Genomic DNA, 17259 nt, shown 5'->3' with positions numbered 1-17259 from the left:
GAGTTGGGTGAAAACCTGCCTAAAGATGCTTTTCGGATTATAGACTTCGGCAGGGAGTAAAGTTTTGATATTTTCAAACTCAGCAGGAGCAAGTCCTCCTGAAAAGTCAACCTCTCCATCAAAGATAAAATGAACAATTACTTATCTTCAAATCAATAAATCTATATTTTTATTTAAATAGTGTTATGTGGTTTGCGCCAATATGAAAAATGGGTAACTATATCTATAAGGAAAAGGGATTTATAACCCCAGAGTTACCTGTAGATTAGCTTCTGTCGTATATCCCTATCTATTTAAACCTCACACTTTGATAAATGGTAGAGGCAGGATTAACCTAATCCCTCAAGTTCTTTGAGTTCAGCGCTAAATCCGCTTGAAAGAATTGGGAATCTACACCACGTTCTTGGGTCTACATTAAAATCATCCAGATGAAATGCCGGTGCTGTACGTTCACGCTTCCACTGGTTGCGACTCCAAAGCCTGAAAAACTTTGCTATGTGTACTTTTAACAGTTTGCTGCTTTCAAGTTTGACAGCGTTAAGAGCATGAAAGACCTCAGTCGGTGACTTACGGTCTCTTATAGCCAGTTTTTCAATTTCTACGATTACAGGGTATGGCATTAAGTCCGCTTCATCAGTTTGCTCTTGTGACAAGGGACGCAATTCTGCACTTGGTTGGAGGTTGTTAACGTAGTTCAGCGCCTCATAACCTAAGTTTCTCTCTGCCCACCTCAGCCACGTAATAATAAAATGTTTGTCAACAGCAGCAATAGGAGCGATGCTCCCGCTGGTGTCTCCATCCATGGTAGCATACCCTACATCTGCTTCACTTCGGTTAGAGGTAGTAAGTAGCAGAGCACTCTCAATATTAGCCAGCATCCAGATAATGGGAGACCTGGAGCGAGCCTGTATATTTTGAAGGGCTATGTCATCAGCTTCCCAAGTCAGGGGTCTTTTTAACGCTTTTTCTATCTTTTGGGTATAAGAATTCACCTCCTCGTCGATAAGCCAGGAGTGAAAAGTGGCACCTATTGATTCCGCTAGTTCTTTTGCTGACTGAAACGTAGCCTCAGAGCTATTTACTGTGCCTTGATAAGCACAGGTTAGGATTTGCGAGGTAAGATGTTTAATAATTGCCTGCTGATCCTTGCCATTAGCAATTTGAAGAGTACTTATGCCCGTTTTTTTGATAAACTTTTCTGCACCTAATTCTTCAACCCCACGTCTTACCATTTCGGATACCAACACTGCGATGGAGGAAGAATCAGCACCACCACTTAGTGAAAGAACAAAGCCTTTACTATGACTTTTTCGGAGGTAATCAAATAGTGCAAGTGATGATGCTTTCACAAATTCCGTATTCTTATCTCTGGGCCATTCATCAGGTTTAGGGTAGGTTTCCTCTTCTTTGTTGAAATCTACATCGGCAAACTGAAGTTGCATGCTTTTATAAGATAGCCATTCATTTCTTTTTATCAGCTTTCCGTGACGTGCAATTAAGATTTCGCCATCGTATATCATCCTTCCGGCCTCATTGCCCAGCAGATTGGCGTACACATAAGTGCAATGAAAGTTTTTGGAGCTATCTATTACAAGCTTCTCGCGCAGGCGTGTTTTTTCAAAAGCAAAGTGGCTGGCACTAGGGTTTAAAATGAGGTTAACCTTCTGTTCAAACAGGCGACATGCGGGTCTTTCTTCTCTCCAGGCATCCTCACATATTTCAAAGCCAATTTTAATGCCGCTTAGCTCAAAGGTGAGGTCGCCAAACCTAAAAGACTTTCCTTCGATGGTGATTTCATCAATAATACCAGGGCGCCAGGGAGTAAACCACCTGGGTTCATAATGAACACCATCGTTTGCCATGTTTTGTTTGATATAAAAGCCAAGAATTTGCTCATCTTGAATAAGGCATGTCGTGTTATAAAAGAGTCCACGGTGTTTAACCGGCAAGCCAATGGCGACTGTGATATTTTTACAATAAGACGTTGCCTCTAACAGGCACTCCATGGCTTTGGTGTAGATCCAATCGCTAAGAAACATATCCTCACATCCATAACCTGTAATACATAGTTCGGGCAGGCATAAAATATCAACGTCACTGCTGATGGCATCATCAACGGCTGCACGAATATTGATGAGATTATTTTCCCAAGCCAGGGGAGTTTGATTTAAAGTGGCTCCTGCTATTCTGAGTGTAGACACGTTTAGATGTTTTAACTGAATTCGAGAGCGAATATCGGAATCTTTAGTCTAAGTCCAATAACTCACAAGATTTTTGGGCAGCATCCTGCTCAGCTTTTTTCTTGCTATGCCCAAAGCCTTTGCCCAGAGGTTCATTATCAACAAAAACCTGAGCGGTAAACTCACGGTGGTGTTTCTCATTTTTAACACTGATGATCTCGAACTTTACATCCTTATTTTCTTTTTGTGACCATTCAATGATTTTGCTTTTGTAGTTAGGGTTGGATTTTATCACTTCATCAATATTGAGGTAGGGAATGATGAGTTTGTCAATGATGAAGTGCTTGCAGTAGGAGTAGCCTTTGTCTAAATAAACAGCCCCGACTATAGCTTCAAGGGTATCTCCATATAGTGATTTATGAGAGAGCTTACTCTTTTTTTTCTGGTCGTACTCCACAACCTGATTCAGGCCTATTCTTTTTCCAATGTTGTTTAATGATTCTCTATTTACGATTCTGGATCGAATCTCGGTAAGAAATCCTTCTTCTTTGAATGGGAATGTTTTGAATAGATAGTCGGCTACTGCAGCTCCCAGAACAGCATCTCCGAGGTATTCGAGCCGCTCGTTAGACTCTTTGAGACCCTGACTGTTATGTTTTGCTACAGAGCTATGTTTAATAGCAAGTCGATATAGCTCTAAGTTAAAAGGCTTACTACCGACAATTGTCTTAATAGCGGTAATAAGCCTTTTGTCTTTTTCAGATCTTCTCTTGAAAATATTAATGAAGCGCCTTACAGCACGATGCACAGTTCTTAAATTTTTCTAAAAATAATAGAGGTGTTATGTCCTCCGAACCCAAATGTATTGCTTAGCGCTACATTGATCTCTCTCTCCTGGGCTTTATTAAAAGTTAAATTTAATTTATTGTCCAATTGATCGTCATCTGTAAAGTGGTTGATGGTTGGCGGTACAATACCATTTTGTATCGCCTTCACACAAGCTACCGCTTCAATAGCTCCGGCAGCTCCAAGCAGGTGTCCTGTCATGGATTTTGTCGAGCTAATATTAAGCTTATAAGCATGATCACCAAAAACCTTTTTGATGGCCAATGTTTCGCTAATATCACCAAGTGGTGTTGATGTGCCATGAACGTTGATATAATCTACGTCTTCCGGTTTTATATGCGCGTCAGCAAGAGCATTTATCATAACATTGGTAGCTCCAAGCCCTTCTGGGTGTGGTGCAGTAATGTGATGCGCATCTGCAGACATTCCTCCTCCGATTATTTCAGCATATATTTTGGCTCCACGTGCCTTGGCATGTTCATATTCTTCAAGAATAAGCGCGCCTGCACCTTCACCTAATACAAATCCATCTCTGTCCTTATCAAAAGGTCTGGATGCTGTTTCGGGGGAGTCATTACGCTCCGAAAGCGCCTTCATAGCATTAAATCCTCCCATGCCTGCTTCAGTTACAGCTGCTTCACTGCCACCCGAGATGGCAACATCCATATGTCCCAGTCTTATATAATTCAATGCATCTATAAGAGCATTGGTAGCTGATGCACATGCAGAAACTGTAACGAAGTTTGGTCCATGGAATCCATACTTGATGGAAATATATCCGGCACTGATATCAGCGATCATTTTAGGGATGAAGAATGGGTTAAACCTTGGTGTATTGTCACCTTTAGCATAACTCTTAACTTCCTCCTGAAATGTTTTAAGCCCGCCGATACCTGAACCCCATATTACCCCTGCTTTATTCAAGTCAATAGTTTCCAGGTCTAATTTCGAGTCTTTGATGGCTTCATCAGCAACTACCATGGCATATTGAGTAAAGGGGTCCATTTTACGGGCCTCTTTTCTGTCAAAGTGTTGCTCAGCATCAAAGTTCTTAACTTCACATGCAAATTGCGTACGAAATTTCTCGGGATCAAATCTGGTTATACGAGCGGCACCACTTACACCATTTATAAGACCCTGCCAGTATTCGGAGGCCGTATTTCCTATGGGCGTGAGTGCGCCTATGCCTGTTACTACAACTCTTCTTAACGTCATAAAAGAAGTTTAGAAATGAATAAAGGGGTGTGTTTATATATTATTTTACGTTTTCTTCCAAGTAAGAGATGGCCTGGCCAACTGTTGAGATGTTTTCTGCCTGATCGTCAGGAATAGAAATGTTGAATTCCTTTTCAAATTCCATTATCAATTCAACAGTATCTAAAGAATCGGCTCCTAAATCGTTGGTGAAGCTTGCTTCAGGAGTAACCTCTGACTCTTCAACTCCTAATTTATCAATAATGATTGATTTAACTTTTTGTGCTATTTCAGACATGTTTTTAATGATTTAATAGTTAAAATATCTGCAAAGAAATACATTAAATGTATTAATGTCAAACAATTTAAATAAACTTATTGGCGGCGCTAAATTGCTAATTTTTCCTTAAAAACTCACTGTATACGCATAAATTTCAAGAACTTTGATACTATGAAAAAGACCAAGCTAATTGTTGAGTATGAATATGAGTTTGAATTGATAGGCATTATCTCCTCCATAAAATTCTATAAACTTGCTTGGGCTATAAACAAGAAACTTGATGTCCGGTTGGTGAAGCAAGATGATTATTCTATGGAAATGAAAGGAGGTAATCTGGCTTCTTTTAGCAACTATCTTTACCAGATGGAAAGTAGTTGTTTCAGGTTATTTAAGAACCGTTCTGTGGAGGGCGAAAATGCCAGTTTAATACCTGAATTGCCGCACTTTGACTACATAATCAAAATAGATGAACAGTCGCAATCGTTTGCAAAAGAAGAAATTTTAAAAGAATTAAAAGAAGTCCAATGGATTGAATATATTGCCGCCATTGAAGTAGAAACACTGAAGTCTAAAGACAATTTTTTAACTTGACTATGGATCAAAAAATACAATTTAATAAGACTAAAATTATCGCTACTGTCGGGCCAGCCTCGAGCGATAAAAAAATGCTGAAACAGCTCATCGAGGAGGGCGTTGATATTTTCAGGCTTAACTTTTCACATGGTACTCATGAGGATCATCAGAAGGTGATTAAAAGTGTACGTGAGTTGAATGAGGAAATGGGAGCTTGTGTATGTCTTTTACAAGACCTTCAGGGGCCGAAGATTAGAGTAGGAGAAGTAGAGAAAGGTGCAAAACTAAAGCCTGGACAGGAGTTTACCATAACCATAGAAGAAATTGTTGGACATTCGACAATGGCCAGTACCGTCTATCAGGATCTTCCTAAAGATGTTGGTGTAGGAGATGTGATTCTTATTGACGATGGAAAGATAGAGTTAAAAGTAACTGAAATCAAAAACGCCGAAGTTGTAACAGAGGTTGTGTATGGAGGCAAATTAAAGTCCAGAAAAGGAATCAATATGCCTTTTACTAAAGTATCGGCGCCTTCTTTAACAGACAAAGATGTGAAAGACCTGGAGTTTGGTTTGGCCAACGAGGTTGAATGGGTGGCTTTGTCGTTTGTAAGATCAGCAGAAGACATTCATAACCTTAGAGAGAGAATTAAGGCTGCTGGTAAGCAAACTAAGATCATTGCCAAAGTTGAGAAACCAGAGGCTATACATAATATAGATGAAATTATAGATGCAGCGGATGCTGTAATGGTAGCACGTGGTGACCTTGGAGTAGAAATATTTATGGAAGAGGTGCCTATGGCTCAAAAAATGATCGTGAGAAAGTGTAATAAACTGGCTAAGCCTGTAATTATCGCTACTCAGATGATGGAAAGTATGATCGAAAGCCCCCGACCTACTCGAGCAGAAACCAATGACGTGGCTAACGCTGTAATGGATGGGGCAGATGCTCTGATGCTTTCTGCTGAAACCGCCGCCGGAGCGTACCCCATTGAAGTGATCAGGAGTATGGTAAAAACCATTACCAGCGTTGAAAGGGAAGCAGACGTATATTTCCGTCATGATCTGCCTGACCATAATGATCCTTTGTTTTACAATAATACATTGGTGCTGGCGGCTTGTAGACTGGCAAAGGCTTCCAAAGCGAAGGCTATTATTGGTATGACCCAATCAGGGTATACCGCGTTTAAGCTTGCATCACATAGGCCAAAAGCCAACATTTTTATATTTACAAGCAACAGACCACTACTTAACACAATAAATCTTATTTGGGGAGTTAGGGGCTATTACTATGATAAAGAGGTTTCAACAGATGATACCTTTGCAGACATAGAAGAGATATTGAAGGAAAAGGGGCATATTGAAAATGGTGATATATTTATTACAACAGCCAGTATGCCTATTCATGCCAGAGGACGTACAAATACTGTTAAGCTAAATGTTGTTGAGTAGAATAATCAAAGCTTTACTTGTCAGGACCAGTTATTGGGCTTGACAAGTAAAGTTCTTTCTTCCTTATCTACCATTACTGCTCCGGCAGGATCTCCCTTTCTTTTCCTTACAAACTTTCTTGGTGTTACAATAACAGGACATAGGGTGTCTGATTTTCTTTTGGAGAAATGTGCAGCGAGTTCAGCCGCTTTTTCTATGACATCTTTTGGGAACGGTTTACCTGCTCTATACTTTATAAGCACATGAGACCCGCTCACATCTTTAGCGTGGAGCCAAAGATCGTTTTTAAAGGAGTGTTGTTGAAGCATGCGATCGTTGCTTCTTGCATTTTTTCCCACCCATATATCAAAGCCATCATAAGAGAATGCATTATAAGGTAGGTGCTCTTTCTTTTTTGAAGTCTGGGCTTGGTCTTTTTTCACAAGGTTACGAAGTGCCTTAAGGCTTTGTTCTTCTTCTATAACCATCTTTTGCTCTTCGAGTGCTTCAATGGTATTTAGCTTCTGTTTGAGATTTGTTTTAAGGTTTTCAATTTCAACAGATTGGTTCTTGGCTTTCCTGTAATATGCCTCTGCATTTTTTTGAGGAGAAAGGTCTCGTTTTAATTTAATTGTGATAGGGGAGTTGTTATCGTAGAAGTTTTGAAGGGTAACCTCTTCTGTTTTTGGAGCTATTTGGTGGAGGTTAGCCATTAGTATATCTGCAAGTATGCTATAGTTGAGCCTGCTTTCTATTTCCTCAAGTTTCTTTTTAGTTTTTTTTATGTAACTCTCGGTTTGTCTGAGTTGCTTATTAATGTCAAGCAAAGCCTCCCCTTTGATGCTTTTTAAAGCATGATCACTAATGTATCGAATAAAGAAACTATCAATAGCCTGTATAGGGTCATGAAATTCATGTTGCACCGTGCCTATTTCCAATAAACAAAGATGTAACTGGCCTTCAATTTTTGTAATATAATACTTCTGTTCGGAGAGGTGTCCTAGTGTTTCTTTGATTAAGTCCCATTTAGAATTCGTATCCTTTTCATTGATACCTCTGGCTAATAAATACTTCTTTGTAACCTTTCCAAACGTAGGGAAGATGATTTTATAATCCGCATCATGTTGTTTGAAGGAGTCATAAGATTGGTCTATTGTGCGGTCCAGCTGAGTGATGTCGATATTAAAGTCCTTTTTCAGACTTTTTTTAAACACCTCAACAACATCGTTCCCTTTAAAGAGAATGATATTGGATCTATTGCCATGCATTTTAAATAGCAGTTTGAAATCATTTTGAAATATGATAACAAATGACCGTTCATTGGCAAACTGATGTATATGATCCACTTTGGCCAGAGCAAGATCTGTAAAAAGATCTACGCTGTTTTTTCTGGCCCGACTAAAATCATTAGGAAATGACAGACAGCAAAATGCTGGAGCAAGGTGAGCTTTGATATAGAATTCCTCGGCTTGTTTAGAAAAACCAATGATAAGCTCATTTTTGTTTTGAGAAAATGCTTCTATAAGTTGGAAGCCGATTAGCTTTTCTGCTAACTGGGAGCTAAGTGTTTTTAAGAAGTAATAGTTGTTATGCATTACATATCAATAACCAGTCCATCGTAAGCCAGATTTATTCCCTCAGGTAATAGTTCATCTACCTGCTTGTGAGGTCCCATTCTATGACTAATATGAGTGAAATAGGTGGTCTCTGCTTTTATTTCCAATGCCAGTTCAATGGCTTGCTCCAGGTTAAAATGAGAAATGTGAGCTTCTTTTTGTAGTGCATTTAAAACTAAAACTTTTGAGCCTTTGATTTTTTCCTTTTCTTCAGGACTGATATAATTGGCATCTGTTATATAGGTAAAATCTCCAACTCTGAACCCAAAAACAGGAAGCCGTAAGTGCATCACTTCAATAGGGGTAAAGTTAACACCAGCAATGGAGAAAGGGTTATTGTCAATAGGGTGTACCTCAAGTTGAGGTACACCCGGATATTTTTTCTCACCAAAGGCATAGCTAAACTCTTGTTTCAGCTGGTTGATGACATTAGGCCTTCCATATATTGGCATGTCTTTTTTTTGACGGAAGTTAAAAGCTCTTACATCATCAAGGCCTGCCGTATGATCTTTGTGCTCATGAGTGAAAATTACGGCGTCAAGTTTTTTGACACCTTCTCTAAGCATTTGTTGTCTGAAATCCGGGCCAGTATCTATAACAAAACTCTGACCTCCCTTCTCAATGTGTATAGATGTACGTAGTCTTTTATCTCTAAAGTCGAGAGATTGACATGCGTCACAGCCGCAAGCAATTACGGGTACACCTTGAGATGTTCCGGTCCCTAGCAGTGTAATCCTCAAAGCTCAAGTTCGGTTTGTGCCAGTTCTAAATACAATTTTTTATTTTTATCACTAAGCTGATCTTTGTCTATGTCAACTGTTTTTATAATATCCAAAAGGCAGTTGATCTTTCCGTCTATGGCATAATATTTATTGACAATAATGACTTTGTTCTCATTGAGAATGCACCAGCCTGATTTAAAATTACCTCTTTCGTATCTAAGAATATATTCTGTTTCAGCTAGCAAATCCTCAAGCTTATTCAAAAAATGCTTAGAATACTTAATACTCATCTTAGGTGTATTTTTTTACGGTATTTACCAAGGCATCATAATCCAACGGCTTAATGAGGTACTCGTTAATGCCGGCCTCGTCAAAATCCGCCTTTGAATAGTTTTTGTAGTTGCCTGATATGGCAATTATTGGCATTTCTGCTTTTTTCTTGTCACTCAAGCGTCTGATTTTTTTTGCAAGCTCCATACCATCGGCTCCAGGAAGTATTATGTCCAGAATTACAACGTCATAATCGTTGTTCTGGATTTCATCAAGAACACGAGTTCCTGTTTTTATACCTTTAAAATCATACCCTTGTCCTTGGAATATTTTTTTAGACAAGGTTTGTATTACAGGGCTGTCATCGGCTAGTAAGATTTTCTTTGCCATCCTTTTTAATTTATTTATGGTATAATCTTTTTAGTTTCTTCAATAAATTCCTCATGCAGGGATTTTAGAAACTGTAAATCCCTGGCAAAATTAGAATATTTTTTTTCTTTTAATTCATCTTCCATTTTGGCTGCTTGGAAGGCCATTTTTTCAACTCCGAGTGTACCGGCATTGCCTTTCAATGTATGTAAAATATCTAAAACTTCCTTGTAGTTTTTACTTTCAAAAAATTTGGCGCTATCAAGTATCTGCATACTACACTCTTGATCGAATTCATTTAAAGCTTCTAAAACAGCTTCATCTCCGGCATATTGTTTAAGTAAATCTAAGGTGTTTTGGTTAATTGTCTGATGATTATTGGTCTTTTCTTTTTGTACTTCTACCTCTTCAGACGAATCAGATGTCCATTGATTTACTTTTTGAACCAGTATTGATGGGTCGATAGGTTTTGCAATATAGTCGTCCATGCCTTCAGCAAGGTATTTGGCCTCATCACCCTTCATAGAGTAGGCTGTCATGGCCACCACTGGTGGAGTCTGTTCTTTACATTGTTTCCTTATTTGTTTGGAGGCTTCAAGGCCATCCATGTCTGGCATTTGAATGTCCATTAATATGACATCAAAGCACAAATCTTTGGATAAAGCAAGGGCTTCTTTGCCACTAGAAGCCACGGTTACTTTGCAGCCAGCATTTTTAAGAATCTCATAGGCTAAATCAAGGTTAACACTGTTGTCATCTACAACCATGACAGTAGGAGAATGTTCCAATTTTGTGATTTTAACTGATGGTTGAGCCTGCTTTGCAGGTTTTTCAACTTCTTTGGTATCAAAGGTAAACCAAAACTGGCTGCCTTTTCCTTCAGTAGATTTAATGCCGATTTTTCCATTGAATAGGTTGACTATCTTCCTGGAGATGTATAACCCCAGGCCAGTACCTTTATAACTCTTTTTGCTTGAGCTATCTAACTGGGTGAAGCTGGAAAATAACTTCTTTTGATCTTCTTTTGATATGCCAATTCCCGAGTCGTTAACATTACCCTCCATAATTATGGACCCATTCTTTCTTACTTTGTAAACTTCAAGGCTTATGGTAACACTACCTCCTGATGGGGTGAATTTTATAGCATTTGATATAAGGTTAGAGTAAACCTGGATGAGTTTGGTTTCGTCAACTTCTATATATGGAGGTATATCATTACCCTTTGTAAATTTGAGTTTTATCGAATTATCGTTTGCTTGCTGCTTGTAAAGCAGTTTGAGTTTATCAAATATTATTTCAGTGCTCGTAGGTACTGGTTTTAACTCCATTTTTCCTGCCTCAATTTTAGAAAGGTCAAGCAGGTCGTTGAGAATGTTTAGCAGTATGTCAGCCGAACTTTTAAGGGTTCTGATATGCTTTTTTTGCTTGGGGTCAAGTTGTGTCTCATCCAGTAGATGAAGCATACCTATTATGCCATTGAGTGGAGTCCTGATTTCATGACTCATATTGGCCAAAAAGCGCTCTTTGATTTTAAGTGATTTTTCGGCTAATTCCTTAGAGTGTTGTAACTCCTGGTTGGTCTTCTTAAGTTCTGTAATATCTCTAGCTACTCCTTCTACGTGTTTCAGGCGGCCTTGTTCATCCTGAATTACTCTGACATTGCAGATACATGGAATTATTTTTCCTGATTTATGTATAACGCTAGCCTCAAAATTCCGAACACGTTTTTCCTGGGCCAGTTTTCTGATCAGAAACTTAGTTTGAATATTATAAAGGTAAAAGTTAGTAACATGCTTACCTAGGAGTTGATCTTCTGTATAGCCCATGATGTCACTTACTGAAGGGCTAAGCATGGTTAACTTTCCGTTAAAGTCACATCTGAAATAGAGGTCCTGAAAAGACTCAAATATATTTCTGAATTTTTCCTCGCTCTTCATGAGTGCGATTCGCGACTGCATCTTTTCAGTGATATCGTAGGCAAGCCCCGAGACTCCGGTAATTTCACCACGAGTATCATAAATAGGATTTAAAAAAACCTCTTTCCATTGTTCTTCGCCATCAATTTTGAGCATGATCTCAAAATTGTGAGATCGACCGGTAAGGGCCTGTTTGTATTTTTTCTCCCAAAAAGTGTCGGAGTTGGCAATTTTAACGATCCCTTTTTCTTCATAGCCAACTTTAATGCCCGGGTTCTCCTGAAGAAAGAAATTGAAGTAATTTTGGTTGAAGGAAATAAGTTCAAATTCGTTGTTGACAGCCCAGATAATCAGGGTTCCACCCTCCAAAATTGAATTGGTGAAAGAATTTTTATTCTTCTCCGCGAAGAGCTTTTCTTTCAGTTCATTAACCTTAATAACGAGGTCTTCCGCTTTTTTCGTTCTGTCCTTCATTTCCTCGTGAAGATAACAAATTATCGTTAATCAGGATTCACCATTCTGCTGTTTTGGTGAAGTCATTCTATAAATAGTAAATTTGTATAAAACCACTTTTGATGAAGTTTTTGATTGTTATTGTCGGGCCTACCGCTGTAGGAAAGACCAGTTTGTGTATTGATATTGCTCGTGAGTTGGATACTGAAATTATATCGGCGGACTCCAGGCAATTTTTTAGAGAAATGGAAGTTGGTACAGCAAAGCCCTCCGAAGAGGAGCTGAACCTGGTTACTCACCATTTCATTAACTCCCATTCGATTCATGATAAATTTAATGCAGGGGATTTTGAGCGTGAAGCCTTGAAAAAAATAGGTGAATTGTTTCAGCATCAAGACTGTTTGATTATGACAGGAGGTTCGGGGCTTTACATTAATGCGGTTACCGAAGGAATGGCAGATATACCCCAGGTGAGTCTTGATATTAGAGTTGAACTCAACAACAGATTAGCCAATGAAGGGCTGAATGCTCTGGCTGAGGAACTCAAAATACTTGATCCGGAGTACTATGAAGAGGTTGATCTTAAAAACCCACAACGTATTACCCGAGCTCTTGAGGTATGCATCGGTACGGGAAAGAAATACTCTGAACTCAGAAAGGGTAATAAAAAACAGAGAGATTTTGAGGTAATTAAAATTGGATTGGACAGGCCAAGGGAAGAACTTTACGCTCGGATTAATGAACGTATGGATCAGATGATAGCTCAGGGATTGTTTGAGGAGGCTAAGGAGTTGTATCCCTATAAAGAGCATTATGCTCTGCAAACAGTTGGATATAAAGAAGTATTCGATTTTTTTGAGGGATTATATGATAGAGAGGAAGCGGTACGATTATTGAAAAGAAACTCACGACGGTATGCCAAGCGACAAATGACATGGTTTGGTAAGGATCTGGAAATTAAGTGGTTTCATCCAGATAGCTTTCAGGATATATTAAGGCATATCAAAACTGTAATGCATCATGATGTATAGTATTTGATTGAAATTATTTTAACTTGACTGGCGTTTTAGACGTATATTTTAGAATTATGAGAAAAGTAGCATTAATTATATTTTCATTGGCTTTTATACTTGTTTTTTTTGGTGGTTCGGCGTTTAAGCCGGAAGAGCAATTGAAAAAGGCAGGAGGAAAAAGTCCTGTAAATTGGATGAGTTTTGAAGAGGCTGTAGAAAAGTCTAAAAATGAGAAGAGAAAAATATTTATAGATGTATATACCGACTGGTGTGGCTGGTGTAAGGTTATGGATAAAAATACTTTTAGTCAGCCTGAAATTGCAAAGTACCTGAACGAAAACTACTACCCTGTAAAACTTGATGCTGAGCAAACAGAAGATATAGAGTTCAAAGGGCATACTTTTAAATATGTGGAGTCAGGAAGGAGAGGTTATCACCAACTGGCCGCTTCGTTGCTTAATAATAAACTTAGTTACCCTACAGTAGTGTTTTTAGATGAGGACTTTAACATGATCCAACCTATGCCAGGGTATCAAAAGCCTGACCAGTTTGAGAAAGTTATTAACTATATTGGCGGTAACCACTATAAAACCACTGCTTGGGCTGACTGGGAAAAGACCTTCGAATCAAGTATTTATTAGTCAGCTCCATCCATGGGAGCATCCTTCATTTTAGGCATGCTCAGATCATATTTTATTGAAACTACCCGTATCGCAATGATTACAACAGTTGTTATGAGGTAAATCACATTTTCGGTTAGGTCGGTGTAGTAATCAAGTAGTGAAAATACTAATCCGCCGGCCAGGCAAGCCGTAGCATAAATCTCTTTTCTGAATATTAACGGAATTTCGTTACATAGAATATCCCTTATTACTCCACCCATAACGGCAGATACCATACCCATAACAATGGCCAGTGCCGGGTGAATGCCTGTGGAGAGTGCTTTCTGCATACCACTAATGGTAAATAGGGCTATACCTATGGTGTCAAACATGAAGAAGGTTCTTTTGAGATTGACAATATACTTTCTGAAAATAAATGTGAAAGGTACTGCGAGAGCAATGGTGAGAGGGAGGTTCACATCCTGTACCCAGGAAACCGGATAACTGCCCAGTAAAACATCTCTGGTGGTACCACCACCTACTGCTGTTACAAAGCCAATAACCATTGCCCCAAAAAGGTCCATTTTCTTTTTTGCAGCCAGCCGGATGCCGCTAATGGCAAATACAAACGTACCTATAATGTCAAGGGCGTATAGAAGTGACATAAAGTATTACTGGTTAGTAAAGTACAAGAAGCGGCTAAGTTACACATTGGATACGGCAATTTGCTAAATAAGCAGGAGGCAAATTTGTAAAAGGTTACTGACCTTCTTCCATTTGGCGCATGAGTATAACCCGGTATTCTGAAAACAGAAAATAGAAGAACATAATGTTCTTCCATTTTTCATCCTGCTGAAATTCAAACCTTTTATTGTTGTGGCTGGCTTCAATATCTATACGTTGCTTGTTGATATATTCAAAAATGTTAAGGCTGTCTGCATCAGTTTGTAGCAAGTCTAGTGAAAGTCTGTTATTGGGCCCCACGATATTGGCAAACTCCCTGAAGTTGGCATTTACCGCCTGTCGGAGGAAACTTCCTGCAGGAAATTCGTCGGTGCTCTTGCAATGGCAGTATCTGCCAAATTTCTGGTGCCAACTCAGGCTTTTTTGAGGTTGATCGTGATCTGAAAAACCGGTGCCGGCAGCAAGTACAATTAATGCTTCTAAGTCAGAAGGCAGGCCAGGTCGACCTTCACCTGATCTGGTACGGGCTGCCTTGCATAAAGCTTCTACAAATTTTTCAGACAGAGTGGAGTCAGTAGGTGTGATATCATAAACCTCATGAGGTTCGATATGTTGGGCATAGGTAATACGACCAGGAAACGCCAGGTAGAATGTTACAAGGCTTAATCTAATCCAATAGTTCAGTTTTTGGTTTCTCATTATTCTCAGATTCAATGCCATGAAGATCCTCTACAAATAATAGCAACATTAGAAATAGAATGATGATTACGATGAAGACCAGTTTTTTTCGGTCTTTGTAAAGCATATCCCTGATGCCAACTGTGGAATAATACTTTTTATACTGATCCATGAAACGGCTAAAGTCACGATACTGGTGAATGGTTTCTATCGGTGGAACGGGTACATTAATTTTTACTTTAATTTTTGTCATCGGAATTAGTTATTGTAATTAACCTGTTTTGAAACCTTCTTTAGCTTTTTAAGTATCCTGTAGGTTTTTACCTTGGCATTAGTCTCAGATATGCCCAGCAAATACCCAATTTCCTTAAATGATCTGCTTTCAAAAAATCTTAATTCTATAAATTGGATCTCTTTCTCATCCAATTGCTCAAGCAATACTGTAATGAGTACTTCGGGATCAATTTGTACTTCCTGATAATCAATTTCATCAAAAAGTTGTCGCATGTCCTGATGGTCCAGGCTTACGGTACGTTCCATTTTACTCTGTTGTCGGAAGAACATATTTACCTCGTTAATAGCAATTTTGTGAAGCCATGCAGAAAACGGTACGCCTTGGTACTTATACTTGCCAATATTTTTCAGGCATTTCAGGAAAACCCTTGAGGTAATGTCAGCGGCAATTTCGAGGTGGTCTACCCTTTTAAAGGTAAACATGAAAATCTGGTCATAATACTTTCTGTACAAGGGGGCAAAATGCTCAGGATTATCCTGGCATTTTTTTATAATGTTGTATTCTGTTAGAATTTCCTCTTCTCTTTTATGATAGACGGAGGTATTGATCTGATCATAGAAGATCCTGAAGACTACATCAATAAGGCCGCGTACCGCATTAGGTAATGAAGGTGCAGTGTTTGTGGTAAGGATATGCATTACTATAATTTACAATCATTAAGAGTATTTTAAAAATATCCGGCCAGCTGTCTTCGGCTCAGCGGCCGGATATCGTCCGCCTTCACAATGTTTTTCCGCTGCAGACGGAACCACACAAACATTGTTTTGGAAATGAATTACTTACATAATGCAGCAGAATACAAAAAGGTACACAATGCCCCAAAATTTTTTATTAGGGCTTGTTTCCGTACCTTTGTTCTTCCTTGAAAGTCAAGGATTGATTATAATTACTATTAAATATTTTGTTTATGTCTGAAGCAAAAAAAGGCGACAGAGTAAAAGTACACTACACAGGTAAATTGAACGATGGATCTGTTTTTGATTCTTCTGAAAATAGAGAACCTTTGGAATTTGAACTAGGAGCCGGTATGATGATCGCCGGATTTGATAAAGCCGTAACCGGAATGAAAGTTGGTGATACGAAAACAGCTAATATTCCTTCCAACGAGGCTTATGGGGAAAGAAATAATGAAATGGTGGTAGAAGTTCCTAAAGCTCAGCTACCTGCTGACCTGAAACCTGAAGTAGGACAACAATTAGCTATGCAGCAGCCCAACGGACAGTCTATTCCTGTGGTAGTTACAAAAGTGGAAGCTGACACTATTGAAATTGATGCTAACCATCCTCTGGCGGGTAAGGATCTTATTTTTGATATAGAGTTGGTGGAGATTGCATAAGTAATCTTAGTACCTGTACAAAAAAGGCATGAATGGATTCCACTCATGCCTTTTTTGTTTTGATGATTAACCTTATATATTATTCTTCTTTAGGCTCTTCTTTTTTTGTTTTCATGAAGTCAAGCATTCCAATTGCTGCTCCAAAACCTGCAAGGCATGCTACTATTGTAATAAATAAGCTTGCTCCGTCTCCAATATATTGTTCCATGATAATCGAATTTTCAGCGGTTACTTTAATCGAGGTCAAATTTAATCATTCTTTGTTAAAGAGAAAGTAAACCTGGGCTAATTATCATAAGATTAACTTATTTTACGTTATGAAGGATATTAATAAATAATGCCAGACGAAGAACACTATAAAAAACTGGAGAGGATGTATATACATGAAGCTCCGATCAATAAATACTATAAGCCTGAAATAAAAATAGCTGAAGGGTATGCTGAAGTCAAAATAAAGAGTGACACAAAGTATTTTCATGCTGCAAATGCGGTGCATGGCTCTGTATATTTTAAAATGCTTGATGATGCAGCTTTTTTCGCCGTGAACTCATTGGTTGATGATGTTTTTGTACTTACCACTTCCTTTAATATTTACCTACTTAGGCCTGTTATTTATGGAGAGATTAGGGCTCAGGGACGGGTGGTGTCCAACTCAAGAAAGTCCTTTGTGGCAGAGGCAGTACTTTACAATGAAAAGGGGAAAGAGATAGCGCGAGGAAGTGGCAGTTTTGTTAAAAGCAATATCCCCCTGGATGAGCGTGTTGGATATTTGAATGGAAATTGAAGGTTGGGTTAATCAATA

At 38.7% G+C, this 17259-nt stretch carries 20 protein-coding genes; 6 read left to right on the top strand and 14 right to left on the bottom strand.

Annotated features, from left to right (window positions below):
- Positions 1–329: 329 nt before the first annotated feature.
- Genes nadE through JMN32_RS02905 form a run of 4 tightly spaced genes read right to left on the bottom strand, consistent with a single transcriptional unit; the run spans position 330 to position 4518 of the window.
- Positions 330–2201: an NAD(+) synthase gene (nadE, locus tag JMN32_RS02920; RefSeq protein ID WP_202854782.1), complete on the bottom strand. Its 1872-nt coding sequence runs from the start codon at positions 2199–2201 to the stop codon at positions 330–332.
- A 43-nt stretch (positions 2202–2244) separates the two neighbouring features.
- A complete protein-coding gene (gene rnc, locus JMN32_RS02915) occupies positions 2245–2988 on the bottom strand; it encodes a ribonuclease III (RefSeq protein ID WP_202854781.1) in 744 nt (247 codons plus the stop codon).
- 5 nt (positions 2989–2993) lie between these two features.
- A complete protein-coding gene (fabF, locus tag JMN32_RS02910; RefSeq protein ID WP_202854780.1) occupies positions 2994–4241 on the bottom strand; it encodes a beta-ketoacyl-ACP synthase II in 1248 nt (415 codons plus the stop codon).
- Positions 4242–4281: 40 nt separating this feature from the next.
- Positions 4282–4518, bottom strand: coding sequence for an acyl carrier protein (locus tag JMN32_RS02905; protein ID WP_155175817.1), 237 nt, complete (start codon positions 4516–4518; stop codon positions 4282–4284).
- A 153-nt stretch (positions 4519–4671) separates the two neighbouring features.
- Between JMN32_RS02905 and JMN32_RS02900 the strand changes: the two genes are divergently transcribed.
- Positions 4672–5091: an IPExxxVDY family protein gene (locus tag JMN32_RS02900; RefSeq protein ID WP_202854779.1), complete on the top strand. Its 420-nt coding sequence runs from the start codon at positions 4672–4674 to the stop codon at positions 5089–5091.
- Between the two features lie 2 nt (positions 5092–5093).
- Entirely contained in the window at positions 5094–6524 is a 1431-nt protein-coding gene (pyk, locus tag JMN32_RS02895; RefSeq protein ID WP_202854778.1) for a pyruvate kinase, read from the top strand.
- Positions 6525–6544: 20 nt separating this feature from the next.
- On the opposite strand, the gene JMN32_RS02890 is transcribed toward pyk, so the two are convergent.
- The 5 genes from JMN32_RS02890 to JMN32_RS02870 are packed head-to-tail and all read right to left on the bottom strand — an operon-like array spanning position 6545 to position 11870.
- Positions 6545–8098, bottom strand: a complete 1554-nt coding sequence (locus JMN32_RS02890) for an NFACT RNA binding domain-containing protein (protein WP_202854777.1) — start codon at positions 8096–8098, stop codon at positions 6545–6547.
- Complete coding sequence (locus JMN32_RS02885; protein WP_202854776.1) at positions 8098–8859, bottom strand: MBL fold metallo-hydrolase; 762 nt, start codon at positions 8857–8859, stop codon at positions 8098–8100. Before JMN32_RS02885 ends, JMN32_RS02890 begins: the two co-directional genes overlap by 1 nt.
- Entirely contained in the window at positions 8856–9131 is a 276-nt protein-coding gene (locus JMN32_RS02880) for a hypothetical protein (RefSeq protein WP_202854775.1), read from the bottom strand. Before JMN32_RS02880 ends, JMN32_RS02885 begins: the two co-directional genes overlap by 4 nt.
- Before the next feature lies 1 nt (position 9132).
- A complete protein-coding gene (locus tag JMN32_RS02875) occupies positions 9133–9501 on the bottom strand; it encodes a response regulator (protein WP_202854774.1) in 369 nt (122 codons plus the stop codon).
- A gap of 14 nt (positions 9502–9515) precedes the next feature.
- A complete protein-coding gene (locus JMN32_RS02870; RefSeq protein ID WP_202854773.1) occupies positions 9516–11870 on the bottom strand; it encodes a PAS domain S-box protein in 2355 nt (784 codons plus the stop codon).
- 101 nt (positions 11871–11971) lie between these two features.
- On the opposite strand from JMN32_RS02870, the gene miaA reads away from it, so the two are divergent.
- Together miaA and JMN32_RS02860 are read left to right on the top strand one after the other, a co-directional pair.
- On the top strand, positions 11972–12880 hold the full coding sequence (miaA, locus tag JMN32_RS02865) for a tRNA (adenosine(37)-N6)-dimethylallyltransferase MiaA (protein WP_202854772.1): 909 nt from the start codon (positions 11972–11974) through the stop codon (positions 12878–12880).
- A 56-nt stretch (positions 12881–12936) separates the two neighbouring features.
- On the top strand, positions 12937–13503 hold the full coding sequence (locus JMN32_RS02860; RefSeq protein WP_202854771.1) for a thioredoxin family protein: 567 nt from the start codon (positions 12937–12939) through the stop codon (positions 13501–13503).
- Here the strand turns inward: JMN32_RS02860 and JMN32_RS02855 are convergent.
- The 4 genes from JMN32_RS02855 to JMN32_RS02840 form a co-directional block, all read right to left on the bottom strand.
- Positions 13500–14129, bottom strand: coding sequence for a trimeric intracellular cation channel family protein (locus JMN32_RS02855; protein ID WP_202854770.1), 630 nt, complete (start codon positions 14127–14129; stop codon positions 13500–13502). The genes JMN32_RS02860 and JMN32_RS02855 overlap by 4 nt on opposite strands.
- A gap of 94 nt (positions 14130–14223) precedes the next feature.
- Positions 14224–14847 (bottom strand): hypothetical protein, encoded by a 624-nt coding sequence (locus JMN32_RS02850; RefSeq protein WP_202854769.1) that lies wholly within the window; start codon positions 14845–14847, stop codon positions 14224–14226.
- A complete protein-coding gene (locus tag JMN32_RS02845) occupies positions 14816–15079 on the bottom strand; it encodes a hypothetical protein (protein WP_202854768.1) in 264 nt (87 codons plus the stop codon). The genes JMN32_RS02850 and JMN32_RS02845 overlap by 32 nt, the downstream gene beginning before the upstream one ends.
- Before the next feature lie 5 nt (positions 15080–15084).
- Positions 15085–15759 (bottom strand): RNA polymerase sigma factor, encoded by a 675-nt coding sequence (locus tag JMN32_RS02840; protein WP_202854767.1) that lies wholly within the window; start codon positions 15757–15759, stop codon positions 15085–15087.
- Between the two features lie 269 nt (positions 15760–16028).
- Here JMN32_RS02840 and JMN32_RS02835 point away from each other — a divergent pair, with 269 nt between their 5' ends.
- Positions 16029–16457, top strand: coding sequence for an FKBP-type peptidyl-prolyl cis-trans isomerase (locus JMN32_RS02835; protein WP_202854766.1), 429 nt, complete (start codon positions 16029–16031; stop codon positions 16455–16457).
- Positions 16458–16536: 79 nt separating this feature from the next.
- Here JMN32_RS02835 and JMN32_RS27470 read toward each other — a convergent pair whose 3' ends face one another.
- A complete protein-coding gene (locus JMN32_RS27470) occupies positions 16537–16665 on the bottom strand; it encodes a hypothetical protein (RefSeq protein ID WP_262896691.1) in 129 nt (42 codons plus the stop codon).
- A 129-nt stretch (positions 16666–16794) separates the two neighbouring features.
- On the opposite strand from JMN32_RS27470, the gene JMN32_RS02830 reads away from it, so the two are divergent.
- Entirely contained in the window at positions 16795–17241 is a 447-nt protein-coding gene (locus JMN32_RS02830) for a PaaI family thioesterase (protein ID WP_202854765.1), read from the top strand.
- Positions 17242–17259 lie beyond the last annotated feature (18 nt).

It is taken from the genome of Fulvivirga marina, from assembly GCF_016775155.1.
Lineage (GTDB): Bacteria > Bacteroidota > Bacteroidia > Cytophagales > Cyclobacteriaceae > Fulvivirga > Fulvivirga marina.
The sequence above is the reverse complement of the archived record's forward strand: the minus strand, read 5'-3'. Positions and strand labels throughout refer to the sequence as shown.